General features: G+C 51.5%; 23 protein-coding genes and 3 pseudogenes. All 26 read right to left on the bottom strand.

What is annotated here, in order from left to right:
• Positions 1-152 precede the first annotated feature (152 nt).
• Complete coding sequence (locus IPH59_10490; GenBank protein ID MBK7092126.1) at positions 153-3,101, bottom strand: pyruvate, phosphate dikinase; 2,949 nt, start codon at positions 3,099-3,101, stop codon at positions 153-155.
• 95 nt (positions 3,102-3,196) lie between these two features.
• Positions 3,197-3,571: a hypothetical protein gene (locus tag IPH59_10485; GenBank protein MBK7092125.1), complete on the bottom strand. Its 375-nt coding sequence runs from the start codon at positions 3,569-3,571 to the stop codon at positions 3,197-3,199.
• Positions 3,572-3,943: 372 nt separating this feature from the next.
• Positions 3,944-4,600 (bottom strand): hypothetical protein, encoded by a 657-nt coding sequence (locus IPH59_10480; GenBank protein MBK7092124.1) that lies wholly within the window; start codon positions 4,598-4,600, stop codon positions 3,944-3,946.
• Entirely contained in the window at positions 4,600-5,454 is an 855-nt protein-coding gene (locus tag IPH59_10475) for a hypothetical protein (GenBank protein MBK7092123.1), read from the bottom strand. The genes IPH59_10480 and IPH59_10475 overlap by 1 nt, the downstream gene beginning before the upstream one ends.
• A 10-nt stretch (positions 5,455-5,464) precedes the next feature.
• Entirely contained in the window at positions 5,465-6,088 is a 624-nt protein-coding gene (locus IPH59_10470; protein MBK7092122.1) for a hypothetical protein, read from the bottom strand.
• A 14-nt stretch (positions 6,089-6,102) separates the two neighbouring features.
• Positions 6,103-7,374, bottom strand: coding sequence for a hypothetical protein (locus IPH59_10465; protein MBK7092121.1), 1,272 nt, complete (start codon positions 7,372-7,374; stop codon positions 6,103-6,105).
• Between the two features lie 6 nt (positions 7,375-7,380).
• Positions 7,381-8,088 (bottom strand): hypothetical protein, encoded by a 708-nt coding sequence (locus IPH59_10460; GenBank protein MBK7092120.1) that lies wholly within the window; start codon positions 8,086-8,088, stop codon positions 7,381-7,383.
• A gap of 100 nt (positions 8,089-8,188) precedes the next feature.
• The gene (locus tag IPH59_10455; protein ID MBK7092119.1) at positions 8,189-9,106 is read right to left on the bottom strand and encodes a hypothetical protein; all 918 of its coding nucleotides are present in this window, start codon (positions 9,104-9,106) and stop codon (positions 8,189-8,191) included.
• On the bottom strand, positions 9,103-9,777 hold the full coding sequence (locus IPH59_10450; protein ID MBK7092118.1) for a hypothetical protein: 675 nt from the start codon (positions 9,775-9,777) through the stop codon (positions 9,103-9,105). Before IPH59_10450 ends, IPH59_10455 begins: the two co-directional genes overlap by 4 nt.
• A 7-nt stretch (positions 9,778-9,784) precedes the next feature.
• Positions 9,785-10,696 (bottom strand): hypothetical protein, encoded by a 912-nt coding sequence (locus IPH59_10445; protein ID MBK7092117.1) that lies wholly within the window; start codon positions 10,694-10,696, stop codon positions 9,785-9,787.
• The gene (locus IPH59_10440) at positions 10,635-10,922 is read right to left on the bottom strand and encodes a hypothetical protein (protein MBK7092116.1); all 288 of its coding nucleotides are present in this window, start codon (positions 10,920-10,922) and stop codon (positions 10,635-10,637) included. Before IPH59_10440 ends, IPH59_10445 begins: the two co-directional genes overlap by 62 nt.
• Positions 10,923-11,052: 130 nt before the next feature.
• Positions 11,053-11,715: a hypothetical protein gene (locus IPH59_10435; protein MBK7092115.1), complete on the bottom strand. Its 663-nt coding sequence runs from the start codon at positions 11,713-11,715 to the stop codon at positions 11,053-11,055.
• Positions 11,716-11,730: 15 nt separating this feature from the next.
• Positions 11,731-12,720 (bottom strand): hypothetical protein, encoded by a 990-nt coding sequence (locus tag IPH59_10430; protein ID MBK7092114.1) that lies wholly within the window; start codon positions 12,718-12,720, stop codon positions 11,731-11,733.
• Between the two features lie 6 nt (positions 12,721-12,726).
• Complete coding sequence (locus tag IPH59_10425; GenBank protein ID MBK7092113.1) at positions 12,727-12,885, bottom strand: hypothetical protein; 159 nt, start codon at positions 12,883-12,885, stop codon at positions 12,727-12,729.
• Positions 12,878-13,396: a hypothetical protein gene (locus IPH59_10420; GenBank protein MBK7092112.1), complete on the bottom strand. Its 519-nt coding sequence runs from the start codon at positions 13,394-13,396 to the stop codon at positions 12,878-12,880. Before IPH59_10420 ends, IPH59_10425 begins: the two co-directional genes overlap by 8 nt.
• Before the next feature lie 17 nt (positions 13,397-13,413).
• Entirely contained in the window at positions 13,414-13,722 is a 309-nt protein-coding gene (locus IPH59_10415; GenBank protein ID MBK7092111.1) for a hypothetical protein, read from the bottom strand.
• Positions 13,686-14,303 carry a hypothetical protein gene (locus tag IPH59_10410; protein ID MBK7092110.1) on the bottom strand — a complete coding sequence of 206 codons (618 nt, stop codon included), beginning with the start codon at positions 14,301-14,303 and terminating at the stop codon, positions 13,686-13,688. The genes IPH59_10415 and IPH59_10410 overlap by 37 nt, the downstream gene beginning before the upstream one ends.
• Before the next feature lie 153 nt (positions 14,304-14,456).
• On the bottom strand, positions 14,457-14,621 hold the full coding sequence (locus tag IPH59_10405; protein MBK7092109.1) for a hypothetical protein: 165 nt from the start codon (positions 14,619-14,621) through the stop codon (positions 14,457-14,459).
• A gap of 249 nt (positions 14,622-14,870) precedes the next feature.
• Positions 14,871-15,797, bottom strand: coding sequence for a malate dehydrogenase (gene mdh, locus IPH59_10400; protein ID MBK7092108.1), 927 nt, complete (start codon positions 15,795-15,797; stop codon positions 14,871-14,873).
• A gap of 30 nt (positions 15,798-15,827) precedes the next feature.
• Positions 15,828-17,057: a DUF2088 domain-containing protein gene (locus IPH59_10395; protein ID MBK7092107.1), complete on the bottom strand. Its 1,230-nt coding sequence runs from the start codon at positions 17,055-17,057 to the stop codon at positions 15,828-15,830.
• Positions 17,058-17,117: 60 nt separating this feature from the next.
• Positions 17,118-17,501, bottom strand: coding sequence for a nucleoside-diphosphate kinase (ndk, locus tag IPH59_10390; protein ID MBK7092106.1), 384 nt, complete (start codon positions 17,499-17,501; stop codon positions 17,118-17,120).
• Positions 17,502-17,517: 16 nt separating this feature from the next.
• Positions 17,518-18,092 (bottom strand): annotated as a pseudogene (locus IPH59_10385) (2-oxoacid:acceptor oxidoreductase family protein).
• Positions 18,093-18,151: 59 nt separating this feature from the next.
• Positions 18,152-18,849 (bottom strand): annotated as a pseudogene (locus IPH59_10380) (2-oxoacid:ferredoxin oxidoreductase subunit beta).
• A 225-nt stretch (positions 18,850-19,074) separates the two neighbouring features.
• Positions 19,075-19,275 (bottom strand): hypothetical protein, encoded by a 201-nt coding sequence (locus IPH59_10375; protein MBK7092105.1) that lies wholly within the window; start codon positions 19,273-19,275, stop codon positions 19,075-19,077.
• Positions 19,276-19,328: 53 nt separating this feature from the next.
• Positions 19,329-20,017: pseudogene (locus IPH59_10370) on the bottom strand (hypothetical protein).
• 58 nt (positions 20,018-20,075) lie between these two features.
• Positions 20,076-20,246, bottom strand: coding sequence for a ferredoxin (locus IPH59_10365; protein ID MBK7092104.1), 171 nt, complete (start codon positions 20,244-20,246; stop codon positions 20,076-20,078).
• Positions 20,247-20,610 lie beyond the last annotated feature (364 nt).

Genomic DNA, 20,610 nt, shown 5'->3' with positions numbered 1-20,610 from the left:
CATAGACCGTGGCACGACACCGATGCCGCAACGATTAGCGATTCTGATTAGCTTTCACTCGTACATACTAACAAGTGGGGACTGTCAATGTAGCACAAAAACAGAGGCGCAGCTTCCCGCACCTCTGTTATAACTCTGATTTAATTAAGGACTTACGCCGACGCGGACTGTTTCGAAGCTTCCTTGCCCTGCTTCTCAAGAATCACGGCTTGCGCTGCTGCAAGGCGCGCAATCGGAACCCGGAACGGTGAACAGGAAACATAGTTCAGTCCGACCTTATGGCAGAAACCGATCGAATCGGGATCGCCGCCATGTTCGCCGCAGATACCAACTTTGAGATGCGGCTTGACTGAGCGGCCTTTTTCGAAGGCGATCTTGACAAGCGCGCCGACTCCGACTTGATCAATCGAAACAAACGGATCCTTCTCGAGAATACCCTTGTCGAGATAGAAGCGCAGGAACTTGCCGGCATCATCGCGAGAGAAGCCCATCGTCATCTGAGTCAAGTCGTTGGTGCCGAAGCTGAAGAAATCGGCATCCTGCGCGATTTCGTCGGCAGTCATCGCGGCGCGCGGGATTTCGATCATGGTGCCGACAAGGAACGGTATCTCCACCTTGTGTTTGCGGATTACCAGTTCGGCGACGCGCATCACGACTTCTTTTTGATTCTGGAGTTCGTTGCGATTGCCGACGAGCGGAATCATGATCTCAGGGAGAATCTTCTTCCCTTCCTTGATCAACTCGGCTGCGGCAGTAAGGATCGCTTTGACCTGCATCTCGGTGATTTCCGGATAGGTAATTCCGAGACGGCAGCCGCGATGGCCCATCATCGGGTTTTGTTCGTGCAGTTGTGACAGGCGCTCAAGGATCTTCTTGAGACGCTCAATCTCTTCAGCCTTGTCCGGGACGCCGGTCAATTCGGCAATCTGCTTGTGGACTTCTTCTTCCTTGGGCAGGAACTCGTGCAACGGGGGATCCAACGTGCGGATGGTGACCGGCAGTCCTTCCATCGCCTCGAAGATGCCCTTGAAATCTGCCTTCTGGAACGGGAAGAGACGGTCGAGCGCCGTCTGCCTATCGGCCTGGGTCGTTGCCAGAATCATTGCCTGGATATGCGGCAGACGGTTCTTGCCGAAGAACATGTGCTCTGTACGGCAGAGACCGATACCTTGAGCGCCAAACTTGCGCGCAAGAGCGGCATCGTGCGGTGTATCGGCGTTGGGTCGAATACCGATTTTGCGAACCTCATCGGCCCATTGCATGAAGGTACCGAACTCGCCCGAAAGCTCGGGGTCGATGGTCGGTACTTCGCCCATCATCACCTCGCCGGTCGTACCGTTGATGGTGATACCTTCCTTATCTTTGATCACCAGCGTGCCAATGGCAAACTGGCGGCGAGATTCATAGACGCGAATATCATCGGAGCCGACGACGCAGGGTTTACCCATGCCACGGGCAACAACCGCCGCGTGAGAGGTCATACCGCCACGAGAAGTCAGAATACCCTCGGAGGCGATCATGCCGGCGATATCGTCTGGATTGGTCTCCATACGCACCAGAATCGTTTTCTCGCCCTGCTCAGCCAAACGAACGGCCTCGTCAGCGTGGAATACGACTTTACCGGAAGCTGCACCGGGAGAGGCTGCCAACCCGCGAGCAATGACTTCGATCTTGGAATCGGGGTCAATACGCGGATGCAGAAGCTGGTCCAAGTCGGTCGGCGTGATGCGCATTAGCGCTTCATCGCGAGTGATTAACTTCTCTTTGACCATATCAACGGCAATCTTGACCGCAGCTTGCGCGGTGCGTTTGCCGTTGCGGGTCTGAAGCATGTACAACTTCTTTTCCTGAATCGTGAATTCGAAGTCCTGAACGTCGCGATAGTGCGACTCAAGCTGGGAGGTGATCTTCTTAAGCTGTTTGTAGGCTTCCGGCATCACCTTCTCAAGCTGTGTAATCGGCTGGGGCGTGCGAATACCAGCGACAACGTCTTCACCTTGGGCGTTAACCAGAAACTCGCCATAGAATTCCTTGTCGCCATTGGAAGGATTTCTCGTGAAACCAACGCCGGTAGCCGAGCTGTCGCCCATATTACCGAACACCATTGCCTGGATATTGACGGCAGTTCCAAGATCGGCCGGGATATTGTACTTGGCGCGATAGGTAATTGCGCGCGGCGAATTCCAACTGCGGAACACGGCATCGCGAGCCATTTGCAATTGCTGCCACGGGTCGGTCGGGAACGGTTCGCCGGACTTGTCAACGACAAGCTTTTTGAACGATTTTACAATTTCTTTCAAATCATCGATCGAGAGCGACGCATCGTGTTTGATCGAGCGTTGTTTCTTCTTCTTGCCGATCAGCTCCTCAAATTCGTCCTTATCGATTCCGAGCACCACATTGCCAAACATCGCAATGAAGCGGCGATAGTTATCGTAGGCGAAACGTGGATTGTCAGTCTTGTTGATGATACCTTTGAGTGTCTCGTCGTTTAGTCCCAGATTCAGAATCGTGTCCATCATACCGGGCATTGAGAATTTGGCGCCTGAGCGGACCGAGACGAGCAGCGGATTTGCGGGATCACCGAATTTCGCGCCCATCTCCTTCTCGACCTTATCCATCATCTCTTTCATGTGCTTTTCGAACCAACGAGGAAGCGAGAGATTGGATTCATAGAAAAGTCGACAGGCATCAGTGGATATTGTGAAACCGGCCGGAACGGGAATGCTGAGGTTAGTCATCTCTGCCAAATTGGCACCCTTGCCGCCGAGCAGATCGCGCATTGAAGCAGTGCCTTCAGCTTTTCCGCCACCGAAGTAGTAGCAATATTTCAGATCAGCAGACGGCGGTAGCGGCTTCTTTGACTCTCTGGTGTCTTCCTTGGTCTTGGTTCTGACGCCAATACCACGCACCTTCGTAGTCGTAACTTCTGTTGCTTTACGGTCTTTCACTGCTTTGCCAGCTGTGACTTGTTTGCTGACCTTGGCAGTCTTTCCAGCACTCTTGGATTTGACAGGCGCAATAGTCTTCTTCGAAGTTGCGGTTTTGGCCGGCGCCTTGGATTTATTCTTCGATTTCACAGTAGGTTTCTTGGGTGACATCGCACAATCCCATTCCTTCGGTTAAATTCAAACTGGCGCAATATAGTGTTTTTAGACCAAAAACAAAAGTGCTGCAGTAAATTTCTAAAAGAGACTTACTGCAGCACCTCGTCGTTGGCGGCACCGTTGGCGAGACTACATTGTGAACATCTTCTCGCCGGAAATAATCTTTGGAGCATTTTCAGCGTTTTCTCAGCCGGAGAATGCATGATATCGTGCGTGTTGTAGGTCACTTTGACCGAGTCACGCCGAAATTCCATGGCATTGCGCCCTTTGGCACCCGGAACACGCTGTTTCTTCTTGTGAAGCAGGTTGTACTGACGCTGATATTCCTTGGCTTTTTCGCGATGAGCCAAGTAATACTGGCGCTGGTACTCCTGCCGTCTGCGCTTGGCCTCTTCAGGAGAGACCGGATCCTTGCGCCGACGCCTGGTTTTCGTTAGTGTAATTTTGCCATCCCCGCCTTCCATGGCCTGAAGGTTACAATGACACAACCTAAAAATGAAAAAACCCTTGATTTTCGCGGGCTCTCAAACGGTACTGATGCAACTAATTTAGTACCTATAACTTATGCTGTCAAGAACTTTTTTGTGATTATTAAAGTTTTATGATGATTTTTCAATGATGACCGTAACCCTATAATCGATAAAGATCTCCGAAACTCTAAATTTTTATCGGCGTGTGAGCGATCACAATTACCCGGCAATATCAAAGGAAACACATGGAATCAGCACCCTATTGCCGTTTCTCTGTAACTTCTTACGCATTGAACGATAATAGGTTCCGTAATCGAAACCGGAAACAAAGGGAAAGTCAGAGTTTGCTAATTTCTGAAAGCGAATTTAAGAAGAGATTGCTGAGATCCAGTCGCGCAAGTACTGGATACGCTGAATGAAGAGCGATATGCGCGCCATGACGGTATAGCCGAAGGAGGCACCGAATGCAATCATGAGTGTGTAAATGCCGACTTTTGCGCTGCCGCCAAACCAACCCTTGTGCTCTTTCGAGAAGAAGAAGTAAATCAGGCAACTGATTACGCCAATCACCACCACAATATCCCAAACGCCTTGCGGCACGCCAAGGAAGTCCGGGTTGGACATATCGAATTTGAACTTGAGAACTGTCGCTTGCAACTGCTCAACGACGCGGTTTTTAAGTTCAAGCGGGATAGTCAAAGCAGACGCGACACCGATGTATAGAGCCAGTGGATAGCGGCTAATCCAGGAAAGCTTCTTCGAGAAGCGTGCCCACATCATTACGCCGAGAATCAAGGGGATGATATACCACCACTGATCGAGTTCCCAGCCCCGGTCGGCAACAAACATCTTTTGGCTAATGATCGGTACTAAATTCGTGCGGATAAGCAGAACGACGAAGTAGCCAGCCGACACGCCAACGACAAGATGTTCAGCGAATTTATAGAACGGATTGTCTTTATAGAGGAAGGAGAAAGTAAACACCGTCAGGAGCGCGCCGATTGTGAGCCAAGTCGTTTCCATCAAATCTTGCCTGCTTTCCTCTTGGCACGACGGTCCATGAAGAACCCGATATTACCGAGAACAATGAATGCGATGATGACGATGTGCGCGAAGATTTGAACCTTCATCGCTTCGATGGCGGGTCCAGGATTGTGCGCCAAGTACTCGTACTCAGCAGCGCCCTTCATACCGCCGATAATTCCAAAAATCTGTTCGGACTGATAATAAGGATAATAGTCGGCTGCCATAACACCAGTGGTCGCAAGGGCGACCTTGACGTTGTAGCGGCCGTTGGCATTGGCGACCCAGGCGTCGGCGACGTTTCCACCGGAGATGCTGATCACGCACTTGACGTCGTCGTAGTTTTGAATGCCCTTCATCATCGGAATTGAGTCGAGTGGTGTGTTGTTATAGTCGGATGAAAAATTGACGCGGAAGTTTTGACCCATTCCCAGAATAACGAGCGAGAAATAAGGGCGGTAGCCAAGAAAGACAAAGTCCTTGCCGTATTCCGGCGTGATACCGCGATACATTTTGGTGGAGTCAATGACATTATCCAATGCCTCATCAACCATGCCGGCGCCATTTTGCGAAAGCGTCAAAGTTATGACTTTCAACTTCTTAGCAAAAGCCTGCTCAAGCACAGAGTATGCGACCGGATGCAACTCGGCCATGGCGTTGGGATCATAGTCCATGGCGACGAGAATGTAGTCGCCTTCTTTCAAGGACTCGACGTAATCGTATATGACTTTGACTTCGGATGCGGGCGTCGTAGGGATATTCATCGGGACAAACATGCCGACAATTATGACCACTGCCAAAACTAGAAAAATCCAGCGGCGATCCAGCAGTAACAGACGTTCGTACAAAGTCACTGTGATATCCTCAGTCCTTACCCAGATAAGCGCGCTCTATACCGAGCACGACCTTGAGGGCGGTTGCGACCATACCCAAACCGACGCCTATGATAATAGCACGCTTTGCCGCTAAGTTCGGAACCAACAGGAGCCAATTGGCAGTTTCATTAATCCAAATCGAGACTTGTCCCATCGGAATGACTCGGAACATCATTACCAAAGCAGCAATCAACAACACCGCCGAAATGACTGACCGTGCGCGAAACGCGCGATAGGCCGCTGACGCGATAAAGAATGCCAGCAAGCTGAACATGGTCGACTGGATCGGAATCATCGTGTAACGAAACAAGTGACTGAACGTGTAATCTTCAAGGCCCTTTCCCCATGGGTTAAGACCGATGATGACCATGACGGCAAGACCCAACAGCGAGACGTAAGTGTACCCGTAGCCTGGGGTTTTGCGGCGGACCTTTTCGACGCTAACCCGGATCAGCGACCAGATGCCGAGCGCGAGGGCAAAGATTCCGATGATAACCGTCCAGTCGAGAAGGTATTCGTAGGCATTATCGGAGATCTCGGCAGGAATGAAGTACTGCACAACCATCAGCATACCCGATGTAAAAACAAGCAGTAATGGTAGTTGGCGTTTCAAGTATCTTCTCCCGCTTAGCTGATCTCAAAAAATCTTTTAATGTAGTCACTATATCCGATCAGCCGAGTCAAGAGACCGGCGAGAATCGCGACAATGACCAAACCTTTGAACCAATCCTGCGCTTTCAAAGTACCGAGCAACAGAGGCTCGCGGCCAAGGTAAGCGCTGGCGGCATAAAGCTCTTCACCGATCAACGTGTAATCGCAGGCGACCACAAAGAACGGCAATTGAGCGATTTCATCAGTTCCGGAAATCTGAATCGAACCGGATAAGACGCCGGTTTCCGCAAGCAGCAGCGACTCGGCATAGAACTTGCCCAAATATAAGTTCGTCGCCGGCTTTTCGCGCAACATCGTGCCATTAACTGCTGCGACATAGGCGAATTGTGACTGCGTGACGAAATAAACTGAATCTTCAATGTATGAATCTTGCCGTGCTGCATCGGCATAACCAGTCTTGACGGTTTCCTGCGCAACGGTCATCACGATCGGGTCGTAGCACGGCACAAGAATCGAGGTTTGGTATTCCGCTACGCGGCGTGCTACACGACCAAGGATAGTGAAAGAAGCAATAGTGGCGATATCGGAAGCCGTACCCAGCCCAAGCACATACAGGATTGGTCTACCCATTTCGGTTGCGCGGCCAATGGCTTCGTCGATGGCCTCGATGCCGGCAAGCGGCCGAACATAGAGATGAATTCCCTTCTTGGCGACATTGATGAAATACAAAGTGAGTACGAAGAAGATAATCGTAAAAATCAAGGTCGAAGTACGAGTCCAATTGAACCAGTTATCTTCGGCTCGCATAGGACCGACAATATCAGATTGCGACTGTGCATCGAGCGAATTCGCGCTGACGCGATAGTAAAAATCTTTGTCCTTAGGGAAATAGAGCGGACTGTCTTCTTCGCGCTCGCCAGAGTCTTTGTAAAGAGTGGCGCCTTTGAGGGCTTTGCCGCGAAGAACCCAGAGCGAGTCGGCTGCATTGTGCGAATCAGCGCGATAGATCTCGTAATACATTACTCGATCAGTAGCCGGGACATCATCGACCGAAAGATCCCAACGGACTTCAATGCCATGTCCATTGTCATTGGGTGCATCCACCAAGCGGATATTGGTTGGCGGCGCGGGTGGAATCGGTGCTGGGGCCGAGGCGGTCTCGTTGTTAATCAATAATTGAGCTGAATCTGATTGAGCAAATATCGATTGGACTGTAACCAGAAATATAGCGACAATGAATACTCTGAAGAATCTCAAGCTGGTGAAGTTTCGTCTCAAGTCGTTCATAAGGTGCTACAATATATTCAACCAGTCGTGAAACAAAAAGGTAATTCTTCCAACTAACAAAGAAATTCTTCCCATCACGGTATATCCGAAGGAAGCACCGAAGGTCACCATGAGAATCCAGATTCCGAGACGCGAGGCAACCCCGAAAGCACCCTTGTGCTCCTTGGAGAAGAAGAAATATATCAATCCGCACAGAACGCCGACGAATATGACGACATTAGTTAGAATTTGAACAAACTGACCTTCCATTGAGAATGAGAATGAGCTGAAGAAGTACCCTATTCCCTGCCAATCGGGTAAAAGCGGAATAAAGGTGTTGTTCATCTGCTGGATGAAGTCGGACTGGAGGTATCGCGGCAAATTCAAGCCGGCAGTTGTACCAATGATAAAAGCCAGAGGCCAGCGGGAGATCCAGCTAAGTTTCGGGACAAGTCTCATCAATAGTATAATTCCCAATATGACCGGCACAATGTACTGCCACGAATACTCTTTGAATGGGACTTGGAAATATGCCGCCAAGGTCTCACTGGTACGCGGAATAACGTTGCCTACGATTGTGCTCCAGAAGCCCTGGCACATCCAATAGGCGGCTGAGACACCTACAAACAAGTGCTCGGCGAAACGGTAGAGCGGGTTATCACCGTACAAGAACGAATAGATCGAAAGCGTAAGGAATGCCGCCAAGGTTACAAGGAAGCCCTGCCGAATGTCCATCCAGCTGCTGCCTGAGTCACCATACTGGGTTTTCAGAATCCAACTTACGATGAACAGCAGTCCCACAACTGCCATGATCAATCGCATTGCTTTCGTCGAGTTAGCCATTATTCGCCTGCTTCCTGCGCGACCGGAAGTAGGACACGTTGCCAATAATTATGAACGAGATTATGACTACGTGCGCCATGGTCTGCGGACCCATCATGTCAAGAGCCGGTGTCTTGATATTGGCAAAACGCGGATGGCGTTTGATAAGCTCAGCCTCATACTCGGCGGCGCCCTTTGTTCCGCCTAGTAGGCCGACCAATTGCTTTGGATAGTAAGGATATAGCAATGGTGTCGAAACTGCCGCTGCACCGCCACCGGTGGGGATATTGCCGCGATCTCCGGCGAACAACACCCATTCTTTGACACCGGGTTTGCCGCCACCAATTGACAAGAGCAGGTCCATGTCTTTCAAGGAGTGGACGTCTTTCATCATAGGTATTGAATCAAGTGAAGTACCGTTGACATCACCGGGATACATTTTGCGGATATCGGTGATGATGACGTTGAGTACGCCTTCGTTGCCGGCCTTGTAGCCCATGTTGACGTAGTCGATGCCATAAACGGCATCAGGGAATTCCTTCTCGACAATATCGTGGAGTGTGACTTGTAGAAGCGATTGGCCCGTTGCCCAGATTGAGAAGAAGTAGATTCGATGACCTTTTGCCAGAGCGTGGCGGGCAAACGAGTTTGCCATTGGTAGAACCTCAGGCGCCATCGCCGGGTCGAAGTCAAAGGAAATGACGATCTTGGAGCCGGGCGGCAAAGTCTCAATCTTCTCGAAAAGTATCTTTACGATTGGTGTAGCGACTTCGCCAAACTTCAACTGGAATAGCACCGCCAAGGCGACGGTGATTCCGACGAATCCAAACACGATGCGTCGATCAACATCTTTGCCACGCAACGATCTGATAAATATCCAAAGCAGGCCGCCGCCGACAACTATGGCAGATACAACAAATCCCACGTTCATTTCTCCTGCCCAAGGTATCCGCGCTCGATACCAAGCAGCAACCGGAGTGACATCGAAATAACACCAAGTGCAATGCCAATCATGATGGCACGTTGTCCGGCGAGGTTCGGCGAGTTCATAATCCAGATCGCCATATTGGGAATCTGGAATATGGAGAATGATTCAGGAATCCAGGCAGTCATCACCATTCCGAGCGGGGTTCGGCCAAGCAAGATGACAAATGCAGCCAAGAGTAAGATTGTAGCTTCGGTGTTCTTGGCGCGAAACGCGCGATAAGATGCCGACGCTACGAAAAACGCTAACAACGAGTACATCGTCGACTGCAACGGTGACATGACAAAGGTGAACATCAACTCAAACCAGGAACCCTTGGCATCGATTGATCCGCCGATACCAATTGGATTGCCGATCTTGAACAAGCCGACAGAGAGCATCATTAAGAATCCAACCAAGGTAACTACGGAATAACCCCAACTTGCAGATTTGCGGGACACCTTCATCATGTGGACGCGGATAAGATTGCCGCCACCCAAGAAGAATGCGAATACGGCGATGATGTCGAAGAAGAGGGATGCCTCTTCGCCCCAGCTTTCCATTGGCGGAATGAAGACTGAGAACAACAGCACCCAGCCTACACAGATGATTATGAAAAGTGGTACTTGTCTGCGCATCAATTCCCTAACTAATCGCGAACATACGGTGCAAAAGGTCTGCAAGCCACGTCATTGAGTCTATCTGCCACGCTTCACTCGCAGTAACAGCGACCACGCCAATCACAATGGCAGCCATGGCGACGACTTTGCCAAGGTCCTGACCCTTGAGCGAGCCTAACTGCTTCGGTTCATTCGACAAATATGCCGACGCCGCAAAAAGCTCTTCGCCAATAAGTGTATAGTCGCAGGCCGCGACAAAGAACGGCAATTGCGCCGGCATGGCTGTACCAGCGATCTGAATTGCATCAATTGAATTTCCGGTTTCGGCAAGAATCAGCGATTCGGCGAAGAATGCGCCGAGATAGAAACAGGTTGCCGGTTTCTCGCGTACCATGATGCCATTGACTGCGGCGACGAAACCGAACTGCTCGTCGGTAGTGTAATGCACCATGTCATCGGAGTAGGCATCAGGGCGTCCGGCCATTGCATAAGCTTCTTTGATCATCTCGCGACCGGCGGTCATGACGAGTGAAGAGCGGCACGGCATGTTGATCTGCGAATCATACTGTGCAATCGTCCGCGACACACGGCCAAGAATTGTCAAGCCGGCCAGCGTTTGCACATCATCCATATCTTGTGTACCGGCAACGAACAATACCGGGCGTCCCATTTCGGTGGCGCGACCGACAGCTTCGTCGATAGCCTCAAGGCCGGCGATCCGGCGCAGGAACAATTTCTTTCCGCGCTTGGCGGTTTCGATGAAATAGATAACGGCGCTGCAGACGAGCAGGCCGATGATGACGACGGAGATCTTGCCCCAGTTAAACCACTGGACGACGGAGAAAGCCGGAGCTGACGCTGTTGATTCTTTGCGCTCAGCACCAATCACGGCTGAAACCTTGTAGTAATACTGGTCCGCCGGTCGCAGCCTTTTCATCCATGAACGAGGTATCGCCAAAGGCGGCGTTTCCTATGACTGCAAAACTGTCCAAACCAAAGAGACTTCTTGAGATTTCGAATGTGGTGAACTCCTCAGTGTTCTGATAACCTGGATCTGCCCATTGCACGATTATTCTGTCGCCATTGTCGTCAGGTGCGTCGTGTGCGGTGACTGTGATGTCACCAAGATCGGGAATTGGAGTCTCGATTGGCGTCTGTAACACAGTAGAATCGGCTGGCTGTAATTCCTGGGCAACTGAAATGGCTGGAATGCAAATGAGATAGAATGCTATTAACAGTGTGAGGAAATTTTTGCGGGACAGGCTTGAGAAAGTCTGTTTAAAACCATGATTGCTACTTTATCAACTTCAACCAGTCAGCCAACAAGAAATCGACGCGGCCGATTAACAATGACATACGGCTCATGACCGTGTATCCAAACGACGCGCCGAAGGTGATCATCAAGAACCATGTGCCCACCTTCGCAGCGCCGCCAAACCAGCCGCGATGCTCTTTCGAGAAGTAGAAATAAATCAGTCCGGTGACTGTTCCGGTAGTGAGTACGATCGCGCCCCAGATTGCCCAGATGTCGTTGCCGTAGAGAGCGCCGGTAAACTCGATCACACTCGAGTAAATCTGTGCCATGGCATCGGTCGTGAAATACACCATCAGCTTTAGACCGGCCGTGGCTCCAACAATAAACGCAAGCGGCCAGCGGGCGATCCAACTTGTCTTGTTACCCAGAAGTCGGGTCAGCATCATCATACCAAGAATGAATCCGCCCCAGAGCCAATAGTGCGGGTCCTGAGTCGGATCGGTGGGATTTACACCAAGGTAGAACTTGCGATAGAGATTGTCCCAGAAATATGTGATGAACCAATAGCCCGCGGAGATACCGACAAAGATCGACTCGCAGATCTTGTACAGGATATTATCCTTGTACAGGAACGAGATGATCCCGAGCGTCAAGAACGCCGCAATCCAGATGCCTATGATTTCAGTAAATGTCTGTTCCATAGTCGATCCGAGTGGTTACTCTTTCCTCCGCTTGCTCAGGAAGAATGCAACATTGCCAATAATGATAAATGCGATGACAACTGCATGCGAGAACACCTGCGCCAACAACGCGGAGGCTGCCTTGCCGATTTCATTGGAAGCCAGCTCAAACTCTGCAGCTCCAACCATTCCCCCGGCAAGACCGGTGAGCTGTTTGGCAGCGAGGTACGGATACATCTCCGGTGCTTGAACGGCTGTATTGCCGGCGCCAACCTGGACACCAAAGCGATCGACCGCGATCTGCACCCATTCTTTCGTACCGGGATAACCAGCAGAGAAATTCATCACAAAATCAATATTGGAGAAATTCTCCACACCCTTTAGCAACGGAACGTCGCTGTACGGCGTGTTGTAAATGTCGCGCGGGAACATGGTACGGAACGCGCCGCCCATACTCTGAATTACGAACTCATTGCCTGATTGGAATCCCAAATTGACGTAGTCAGTACCATAAACTGGATTCTTGGCGATAACTTCCGGCTCTTCGAGTGCCCGCCGCACTGCCATATTGGCTTGCTGTGGACCTTGGGGCCAAAGACCCATGATGATAACCTTTAGATCGTGCTTGAATGCATACGCCATGAAGGCATCCGCCATCGGCTGAAGTTCCGGTGCTGACGGTGGATCATAGTCAAAGGCAGCGAGTACTTTTGAACCCGGCGGGAGTTTTTCTAAGGCATCGTAGATTTTCTGCACTTCAGGCGAGACCTTAATCTCCAGTGCCAGTGTCATGAAAAAGGGAAGCATCAGCGCGACGCCAATGAACACAAAAACGGTGCGGCGTTCGATCATATGACCGCGAACGGTCAGTACAAGGACTCCAACAAGCGCCAAAAGAAGTATAACTGAGACGATAATCGAAACCGTGCTCGAAAACGCGAGCTTGAACGGCTCATCCACAATAGTCTGGATCAACGCGATCAGAACGACTAATCCGAATATGCCCGGTAAGATCATCTTCTTCATAGTGAACTATCCTTCAAGGTGCGACCTCTCGATGCCCAAAATGATGCGAAGCGATGTCGACACAATACCAAGCGCCACTCCGATCTTGATTGCTCTTTGACCGGCATTGTGCGGGTAATTCATCAACCAACTTGCAAGATCAGAAGCCTGGAATCCATCAGGCATGAATCCTGACAGGATATCGCCCAGCGGCACACGCCCAAGCATCACGAAGAATCCGGCAAGCAACAACAGCGTTGCCTGTATTGCGGGCGCGAAACGCGCGGTACGATGCCGAGGCTACAAAAAACGCCAAAATCGCGAACATTGTCGACGACAATGGCGTGTAGATATACATGTAGAGCCAATCAAAATTGGTTCCCGGATCGCGGAATGAAGTCGGCGGCGAATTGTTGAGGCCGGTATAGCCATCGATAAACCCGACTACAACCATCATTAAGAAGCAAACGATGATCACCAACGACAACGGCCAGTCATGCTGCTTCCGAGCGACTCGTAGCATAGCCATCTTGAATAAGCTCAATGCGCCAAGCCAGATCGCGAATGATCCGACAATTGCAAACCAATTATTGAAAGTGTCTTCGAAACTGTCAAACGGAGGGTGCGGGACAAAATACTGGACAATGAAAGCGATACCGACGACGAGCGTAATAATGAATGGGACTTCGCGTTTCATTGTGCCGATGCTTTCCCTTAGCTAACCTGTAGAATCTTGATGAAAGGAACTGTAAGCAATTCGAAAATGATGCCAAGAATGATTGCCACCAAGAAAAGCCCCTTGGCAAAGTCCTGACCTTTGAGCGAACCAAGTAACTTTGGTTCACGAGCAAGATAGGCGCTGGCAGCAAAAAGCTCTTCGCCGATGAGCGTGTAGTCGCACGAGGCGACAAAGAACGGCAACTGCGACGGCTGTCCGGTGCCGGCGATCTGAATTGCTCCGGCGGCGTTGCCCGTTTCTGCCAGAATCAGCGATTCGGAAAAGAACGCGCCCATGTAGAACATAGTCGCGGGTTTGTCGCGGACAACCATGCCGTCGATTGCGGCGGCATATCCAAACTGGTCGTCAGTAACATAGAACCTGATCTTCGCGGAAAGCATCGGGTCGTCCCCACTTGACTGTAAGCCTCACGGACTGCTTCGCGTGCAGTCACCATCACGAGCGATTTGCAGACCGGAACTTCGAGCATCGTGTCGTTTTCAGCGGCAATGCGAGCTACACGGCCCAAAATAATAACTGCGGCAATGGTCTGGACATCGTCCATATCCTGAATGCCGGGTACATAGAAGACCTTGCGGCCCATTTCCGTGGCACGTCCAATGGCTTCGTCGACGGCATCAATACCGGCGATCTTGCGGACATAGAGTGCTTTGCCCGCTTTGGCTTGCGAGATGTAAAAGAGAATCGCTCCGCAAACTACCAAAGTCCAAATCAGAATCCAGATTCGACGCATGTTGAACCACTGGGCAATCGGCTTGACTGGCCCGACTATCGACGACTCGCTCGTGGACGGCACTTGTCCGCTTGTGAGCAACGGCTCATTCAGGCTAACGATCTTGTAGTAATAATCTGTTCCGCGTTCCAACTCGTTGTTTGTGAATTCGTGCTGCCCTTAGTAGTCGAACCAATTATCTCAAATGGTCCCGACTGCGAAGTCGATCGCAAAATCTGATACTTGGTTACCAGAGCGGCATCATCAGGGGACAGATCCCAGCGGATTTCCAGACTTCTGCCGTTGTCATCCGGTGTATCGATGACAGCGATGTTTGTCGCGGCGCTGGAACCGGGACTGCTGCCGGGACTGATTGGGAATTGATTGCTGTGGGGTTACATCTTCTTGAGCGAAAACAGGGATATAGATAGCGAGAAGCACGAATGCGATAGCGCAAATGATCTTGTTCAAGACGTGCATTCTCCTCCCGAAAATCGCCGAAATTAGTGAGTTGGTCTTGTGATGACGCCTCAATATAATGACGCACACACGGTCTCTTTGTTCAACTCAACATGCGCCTTTAGCAGGCTGATGAAATTTGTGCCAAGTTAGGGCAGTGTTGCGATAGAGTCAAGGAATAAATTGTCGATGAGGATACCCCTACCCTCTCCCGACGCGGGAGAGGGGAAACTGTGGGGTTCTAATGATAGGAATGACGAATTAGTAGCCGAGGACCTTGAGGTGGTCCTTGTAGGTAGCGGCAGATTTCTGCAGCGCTGCCAATTCGGCTGCTTCGAGCTTAAGTTCGTAAATCTTCTCGACACCGCCGGCGCCAAGGACAACCGGAACGCCGATATAGATGTCCTTGATACCGTACTGGCCGGTAAGGAGCGCCGAGCACGGGAAGACCTTTTTGGAATCGAACAGCACAGCCTTGACCATTTCGACCGAGGCCGCCGCCGGAGCGTAGTATGCTGAACCGGTCTTGAGGAGAGCGACGATTTCAGCGCCGCCGTCGATGGTGCGCTTGGCAAGAGCATCGATACGCTCTTTCGACATCAATTCGGTAATCGGCACGCCCGCAACCGTGGTGTAGCGTGGAAGCGGCACCATCGTATCGCCGTGACCGCCGAGTACCATGGCTTCGGTTTCAGTCTGGGCAATGCCGAGTTCCAACCCGACGAAAGTACGGAAGCGGATCGAATCGAGAATTCCGGCCTGACCGAAAACGCGATTCGACGGAAAACCGGTGATCTTGTAGGCGTGGAAGGTCATCAGGTCAAGCGGATTGGCGACCATGATGATCATCGCATGTTCGGCGTGTTCCTTGACGCTCTTGGCAACGGTGCCGATGATTTCGGCATTCTTCGTCAAGAGATCTTCGCGGGACATTCCGGGCTTGCGCGCCAAACCGGCTGTATGAACGACAATGTCCGAGCCTTTGAGTTCAGAGAAGTCATTGGTGCCGCGAATGCTGACATCATAGCCGCGCACCGGACCGGCCTGAAGCAGATCCAGAGCTTTTCCCTGCGGCAAACCTTCAACGACGTCGAAGATGGTGATGTCGCAAACGTTGTCTTCGGCAAGGTACTGCGCGACTGCCGCGCCGACGTTACCCGCTCCGATGACCGATACTTTTTTTCTCATAACATCCTCCCTAAGGATTCTATGTGCCCGTTATGCCGCGTGATGATAGAGCACCTGCGAACCGGCATCGAGCACGACTGCAATTCTGCAATTATCTCCATATCTTGCAACCGCTTCATCAATTGCCGCCTGCACATTTGTGCGGGCTGTGATCGGCAAGTGATCAAGCGGTAAACTATCCAGCTTAGAGCATAGCACAAGATCGACCCGCTTGGCAAGCGCGATTGTGCGTCTGACTTTGTGGATTCCCATTATCAAAGATTCGTTGCCGTCTCCGGTTATTTCGCCGCTGTGGGACAACGACTTGGCGATCTTCAAGAATCGATCATCGCCGATTCCATCCAGACATGCGGAAAGGAGCAATATCGTTCCGCCATCGCGAACGACCGCTGCGACATTTTCGTAAGATTTCTGCAACTGGTAGAGGTTGCGATCGAGCGGCGGATAGACGACGCTGATGACAACATCATACTTCTCGGAAACTTCGTAGGCGTAATTTGCGACTACAAACTCGCATGCTTGCTCATACGACAAATCCCAATCGCCGTGACTTGCGAAGAACATATTCCCTTCGTGATCGCATACAACCTGGATGGCATAGCGCTTCTTGCTGTCAAGAGCCCGCGTTCTGATCTGAATATCTTCCCAGACGGGATTGCCGTTTCGCGCCAGCGGTTGACTACCGGCTTGCACTGCGAGAGCGTGATTGCGTTCGACATCCACAAACGACGCGCATCCGGGGAGCACAATCTTGCGGCCACCGGTGAAACCGGCAAAGTAGTGTGGTTCAACCGAACCGACGATAAGGATTGCATCGCACCAGTCAAAGACGCGATTGAGTTTGATCGAATTGCTGCCGAGGTCGAATGTGCAAGAGTCTTCGTCGTAAGCATCGTGTACCACGAGATTCTCTGCAATTGGCAGGTCGCCGAATAAACGCGCTTGCGGCGCAGATGTCTTTGGTGAGTGCAGTCCGGTCGCAACCAGGAATCTGGTAGACTCGAATCTGATGTGCTCTCTGATGGCACCAAGTATCTTGGCTGTCGGCGTTGGACGATGGGCATCATTGACGACAATCACCAGACGCTGTGCCCTTGCAAGAAACTCTCTCAATTCCAGAGGCGCTTCGCCGGTCAATAGCCAATGCGAAGTCGAAAGTGGTTGCAGCCGTTTGGACGGCAAATCAAACACCTTTACATTCCCCCTATCGGGGAGCGTAATATCGACATTGCTGTCGGAGTACCAAACTGGGACTTTCAATCGACCCTCTTATGGCAGTTCAGGGACACAATTTCCTGCGTCCCTGAATTGCAGTGGTTCTTACGAGCCGAAGTGGAACTTGATTTCGATGGCGGCGTTTTCGACGCTATCGGAAGCGTGCACGGAGTTCTTGCCGACATCGATGGCAAAATTCTGCCGAATCGTACCGACAGCGGCTTTCTTCGGGTCGGTTGCGCCGATTAATTCACGCAAGGCCGCAACGGCATTTTCGCGCTCGAGCGCCATCGCCACTATCGGCGAAGACGACATGAACTCGACAAGTTCGTCGAGAAACGGACGGCCCTCGTGAACTTTATAGAATTCGCGTGCGGTGGCAGGCTTGAGGTGAACCATCTTGAGTTCAACTACCTTGAATCCTGCGGTTTCGAGTCGATCGGTGATTCTTCCGATCAGATTACGCTGAACGGCGTCGGGTTTTATCATTAACAGAGGCGTTCAATCACAGTTTAGATCCTTCCAACGCTTCTTTGCCGACTTTGAGACCAAGCTGCAAAGCCTGCATGTTCTTCTCTTCGGTTCCGCGCGGAGAGCGTTTGGTGACGATTTTCGTCAATGCATCCTCCGATACGATTTTGGTAATTGCACAAATGGCGCCGAGCGAAATGACGTTGGCAACCATCGGCAATCCGATTTCGTGGCGTGCTAATTGGCTAAACGGAATTCCGATCGAGCGGGCAAACGGTACTTGTGTGACCAAGTGACTGTCGTAAATCAATACGCCGGTGTCCTTGAGGCCACCGTGGTATAGATCACACGACTCTTGCGTCATGGCAAGCAGCAGATCGATTGCCATCGGTTTAGGATAGTAAATCTCGCCGTCGGAAATGACCAGGTCGGTGCGAGAGCGCCGCCTCGGGCTTCGGGTCCATAGGACTGTGTCTGCACAACGTTTTTGCCGTCGAGAGTTGATACTGCTTCGGCAATGATTACGCCGGCAAGCACCAATCCCTGTCCACCCGATCCGGAGAGACGGATTTCAAAACGATCGAAGACCTGCGGGTTCAGCCGATTCATGCCTGTTTGGCTTTGGTTTTGGAGTCATGGCTATTTCCTTTCAGACTTTGATCAGTTGGTCAGCGGTCACAATATTCTTCCTTCTCGAGATCGGCAAAGACACCGGTAAGCATCTTGCCTCAAGTTTCTCCGGCGGCATCTTGGCGGCAGCCTTGAGGGGGATGACGTTCTTCTTCATGTCATCAATCATCTTCACTGCATCACCGGCGCGATTGAGGCGGCCGAAATAGGTATGGCGGTTCGAGAATGCTTCGACGACGAGAAACCTTTCTTGGTGATTGCCTCGGTAATCAACTCATCAAGTTGATTGACACGATGATAGACCGTTCCGCGAGCGACATAGCTCGCTCCGGCAGCCATGGCGAGCTTCGGAATATCGAATTGATTTTCCTTGTTGCCGTAGGGTGAAGTCGTGGCAAAAGCCTCCGACGGTGGTCGGCGAGAACTGTCCGCCGGTCATGCCAGATCATGTTGTTGATCAGGATGGTGGTGATATCAATGTTGCGCCGGGCGGCGTGGATGAAGTGATTGCCGCCAATGGCGAGACAATCGCCGTCACCGGTTGGCGACGATGACTTCATCTTCGGTTTGGCGAGCTTGACGCCGGTAGCAAAAGCCAAGGCGCGGCCGTGCGTTGTATGCAACGTGTTGAAGTCGAGGTAAACCGGCAGGCGCGACGAGCAGCCGATACCGACACGAGCGTGATATCGTCGCGGGCAATCTGGAGCTTGTCGATTGCGCGAACGAGTGATCCCATAACGATGCCGATCCCGCAACCGGGACACCAGACGTTCGGGAATGCCTTTTAGGGCGCAAGTATTGATGAATAACATCAGATTTCTGCAACATCTTACCTCACCTCCTTAATCTTGTTGAGAATTTGGTCGGGCGTAATCAGTTCGAATCGAAGCGTGCCAGGCTGACAACCTTCACGTGTTTCCGAGCAACGCGCCTTGGATTTCGGTGACATACTGGCCCTGGTTTAATTCGGCCACGATGATGACTTCGGAGGCTCTTCGAGCTGAAGATCCGTGGTAACTTCTTGTCGTGCGTTGGCCAAATCGTTATCGGGCGAACTTGTCCGACCTTCATGCGGCGATGGCGCGCCATCTGAATCGCCTGTTGGCTGCGCGAGCAACGTTTCCATAGGCGACGACCGCAACGTGGGCATCTTCCATGCCATCCGTCTCGATCTCGCAGATATCATCGACTAGCGCATAATCTTATTCTGCAGACTTAAACAGCTTGTCGTAAAATCTTCTTCGGCTCGCTGGTAGGGAAACCCTCTTCATTGTGAGTCAGACCAGGTGAATATGATAGCCGTCGCCGAAGGAAGCCATGGCGATTTGAGCTTGGTGTGATTTCGAAGTGCTTGTACCAGTTTGCCGGCACAGTCGGCTTGCGATTAACGACTTTGAAAGTTCCCGGCTCCGGCATAACGACTTTCTCGCGCATGTGGCCGGGACTTCGTCCAGAAGCAGAATTACCGGCGTGCGATATTCTTTGGAGAGGTTCATCGCCCGAATCGTGAGCATAATCGTTTCTTCCACGGACTGCGGGGCGAGTGCGATAGCTACATAGTCGCCGTGCGTACCCCCAACGGGCCTGCATGGTATCGGCCTGCGCAACCTGGTGGGCAATCCCGTTGACGGGCCGCTGCGCTGTACGTTGACAATAACGCAGGGCACTTCGGCGATATAGGCGTAGCGAGATTCTCCTGCATCAGCGAAAATCCCGGACCCGAGGTCGCGGTCATAGTTTTGGCGCCGGTACACGCGAGCACCGATGATGGCCGCCATTGAGGCGATTTCATCTTCCATTTGGTTAAACTTGCCGCCAACCTTGGGCAGCTTGCGCCAAACCTTCGGCGACTTCGGTAGAAGGAGTAATCGGATAACCGGCAAGAATGTCAGTCCTCCGAGCATGGCGCCCCAACCACAGCCTCATTTCCCTGTAGTAATCTTATATCAGCCATACTTCCTCCTACTTCTCGTTCGACACGATGGTTAGATCGGGACAACGTGCAGCTGGCAGATCGCGCATTGGGTGCATTTGTTTGGGATGCGTGATGATTGGCTTGCCGCCGCGATCGGACGTAAAGACTTTGTGTGGACAGAAACCGATGCAAATGCCGCAGGCTTTGCACCAGCGCATTAAATGGTCAGCGGTTCACGACCGCTGGAACTTTAGCTTTCTCCGTCGTCCCTCGCTCTGCTCCGCCGGGAGCCCTGTCACGACTTAATCTCCTACTCTTGCTTCGAGCAAATTATTTCTTTCTGTTTTTGGCTTTCGGCGACGACTCTGCTTTTTTTGCCGCCTTAAGTATCTTTGATTTTCTTGATGAATGCCTTGACTTTCTTGGCGGCAGTCTTCTGCCGGCTTCGACAGCCTTCTTTGGAGCCATACTTTCTTTGTAGATTTTTTGCCGCGGCCTTCTTGGCAGGTTTGGTAGCGGATTTCGATGTACTTGCTTCATCTTCTGCTCAACCAGAGCGGCAACTTCCCCCGGTGTTTTGGC

Source organism: bacterium (assembly GCA_016708315.1).
In the GTDB taxonomy this organism is placed as follows: domain Bacteria; phylum Zixibacteria; class MSB-5A5; order CAIYYT01; family CAIYYT01; genus JADJGC01.
This window is presented reverse-complemented; position numbering and strand designations above follow the sequence as displayed.

Excerpts from the sequence above, each read along its gene's own strand:
- IPH59_10425 (MBK7092113.1), bottom strand. The coding sequence starts at position 12,885 with ATGCCTGATGGATTCCAGGCTTCTGATCTTGCAAGTTGGTTGATGAAT.
- IPH59_10365 (MBK7092104.1), bottom strand. The coding sequence starts at position 20,246 with ATGCGCTGGTGCAAAGCCTGCGGCATTTGCATCGGTTTCTGTCCACAC.
- IPH59_10485 (MBK7092125.1), bottom strand. The coding sequence starts at position 3,571 with ATGGAAGGCGGGGATGGCAAAATTACACTAACGAAAACCAGGCGTCGG.
- ndk (MBK7092106.1), bottom strand. The coding sequence starts at position 17,501 with ATGATAAAACCCGACGCCGTTCAGCGTAATCTGATCGGAAGAATCACC.
- IPH59_10460 (MBK7092120.1), bottom strand. The coding sequence starts at position 8,088 with ATGGACATTCGGCAGGGCTTCCTTGTAACCTTGGCGGCATTCCTTACG.
- IPH59_10430 (MBK7092114.1), bottom strand. The coding sequence starts at position 12,720 with ATGAAGAAGATGATCTTACCGGGCATATTCGGATTAGTCGTTCTGATC.
- IPH59_10375 (MBK7092105.1), bottom strand. The coding sequence starts at position 19,275 with ATGGCATGGAAGATGCCCACGTTGCGGTCGTCGCCTATGGAAACGTTG.
- IPH59_10490 (MBK7092126.1), bottom strand. The coding sequence starts at position 3,101 with ATGTCACCCAAGAAACCTACTGTGAAATCGAAGAATAAATCCAAGGCG.
- IPH59_10435 (MBK7092115.1), bottom strand. The coding sequence starts at position 11,715 with ATGGAACAGACATTTACTGAAATCATAGGCATCTGGATTGCGGCGTTC.
- mdh (MBK7092108.1), bottom strand. The coding sequence starts at position 15,797 with ATGAGAAAAAAAGTATCGGTCATCGGAGCGGGTAACGTCGGCGCGGCA.
- IPH59_10450 (MBK7092118.1), bottom strand. The coding sequence starts at position 9,777 with ATGCGCAGACAAGTACCACTTTTCATAATCATCTGTGTAGGCTGGGTG.
- IPH59_10445 (MBK7092117.1), bottom strand. The coding sequence starts at position 10,696 with ATGAAAAGGCTGCGACCGGCGGACCAGTATTACTACAAGGTTTCAGCC.
- IPH59_10465 (MBK7092121.1), bottom strand. The coding sequence starts at position 7,374 with ATGAACGACTTGAGACGAAACTTCACCAGCTTGAGATTCTTCAGAGTA.
- IPH59_10420 (MBK7092112.1), bottom strand. The coding sequence starts at position 13,396 with ATGAAACGCGAAGTCCCATTCATTATTACGCTCGTCGTCGGTATCGCT.
- IPH59_10415 (MBK7092111.1), bottom strand. The coding sequence starts at position 13,722 with ATGTTCTACATGGGCGCGTTCTTTTCCGAATCGCTGATTCTGGCAGAA.
- IPH59_10480 (MBK7092124.1), bottom strand. The coding sequence starts at position 4,600 with ATGGAAACGACTTGGCTCACAATCGGCGCGCTCCTGACGGTGTTTACT.
- IPH59_10455 (MBK7092119.1), bottom strand. The coding sequence starts at position 9,106 with ATGAACGTGGGATTTGTTGTATCTGCCATAGTTGTCGGCGGCGGCCTG.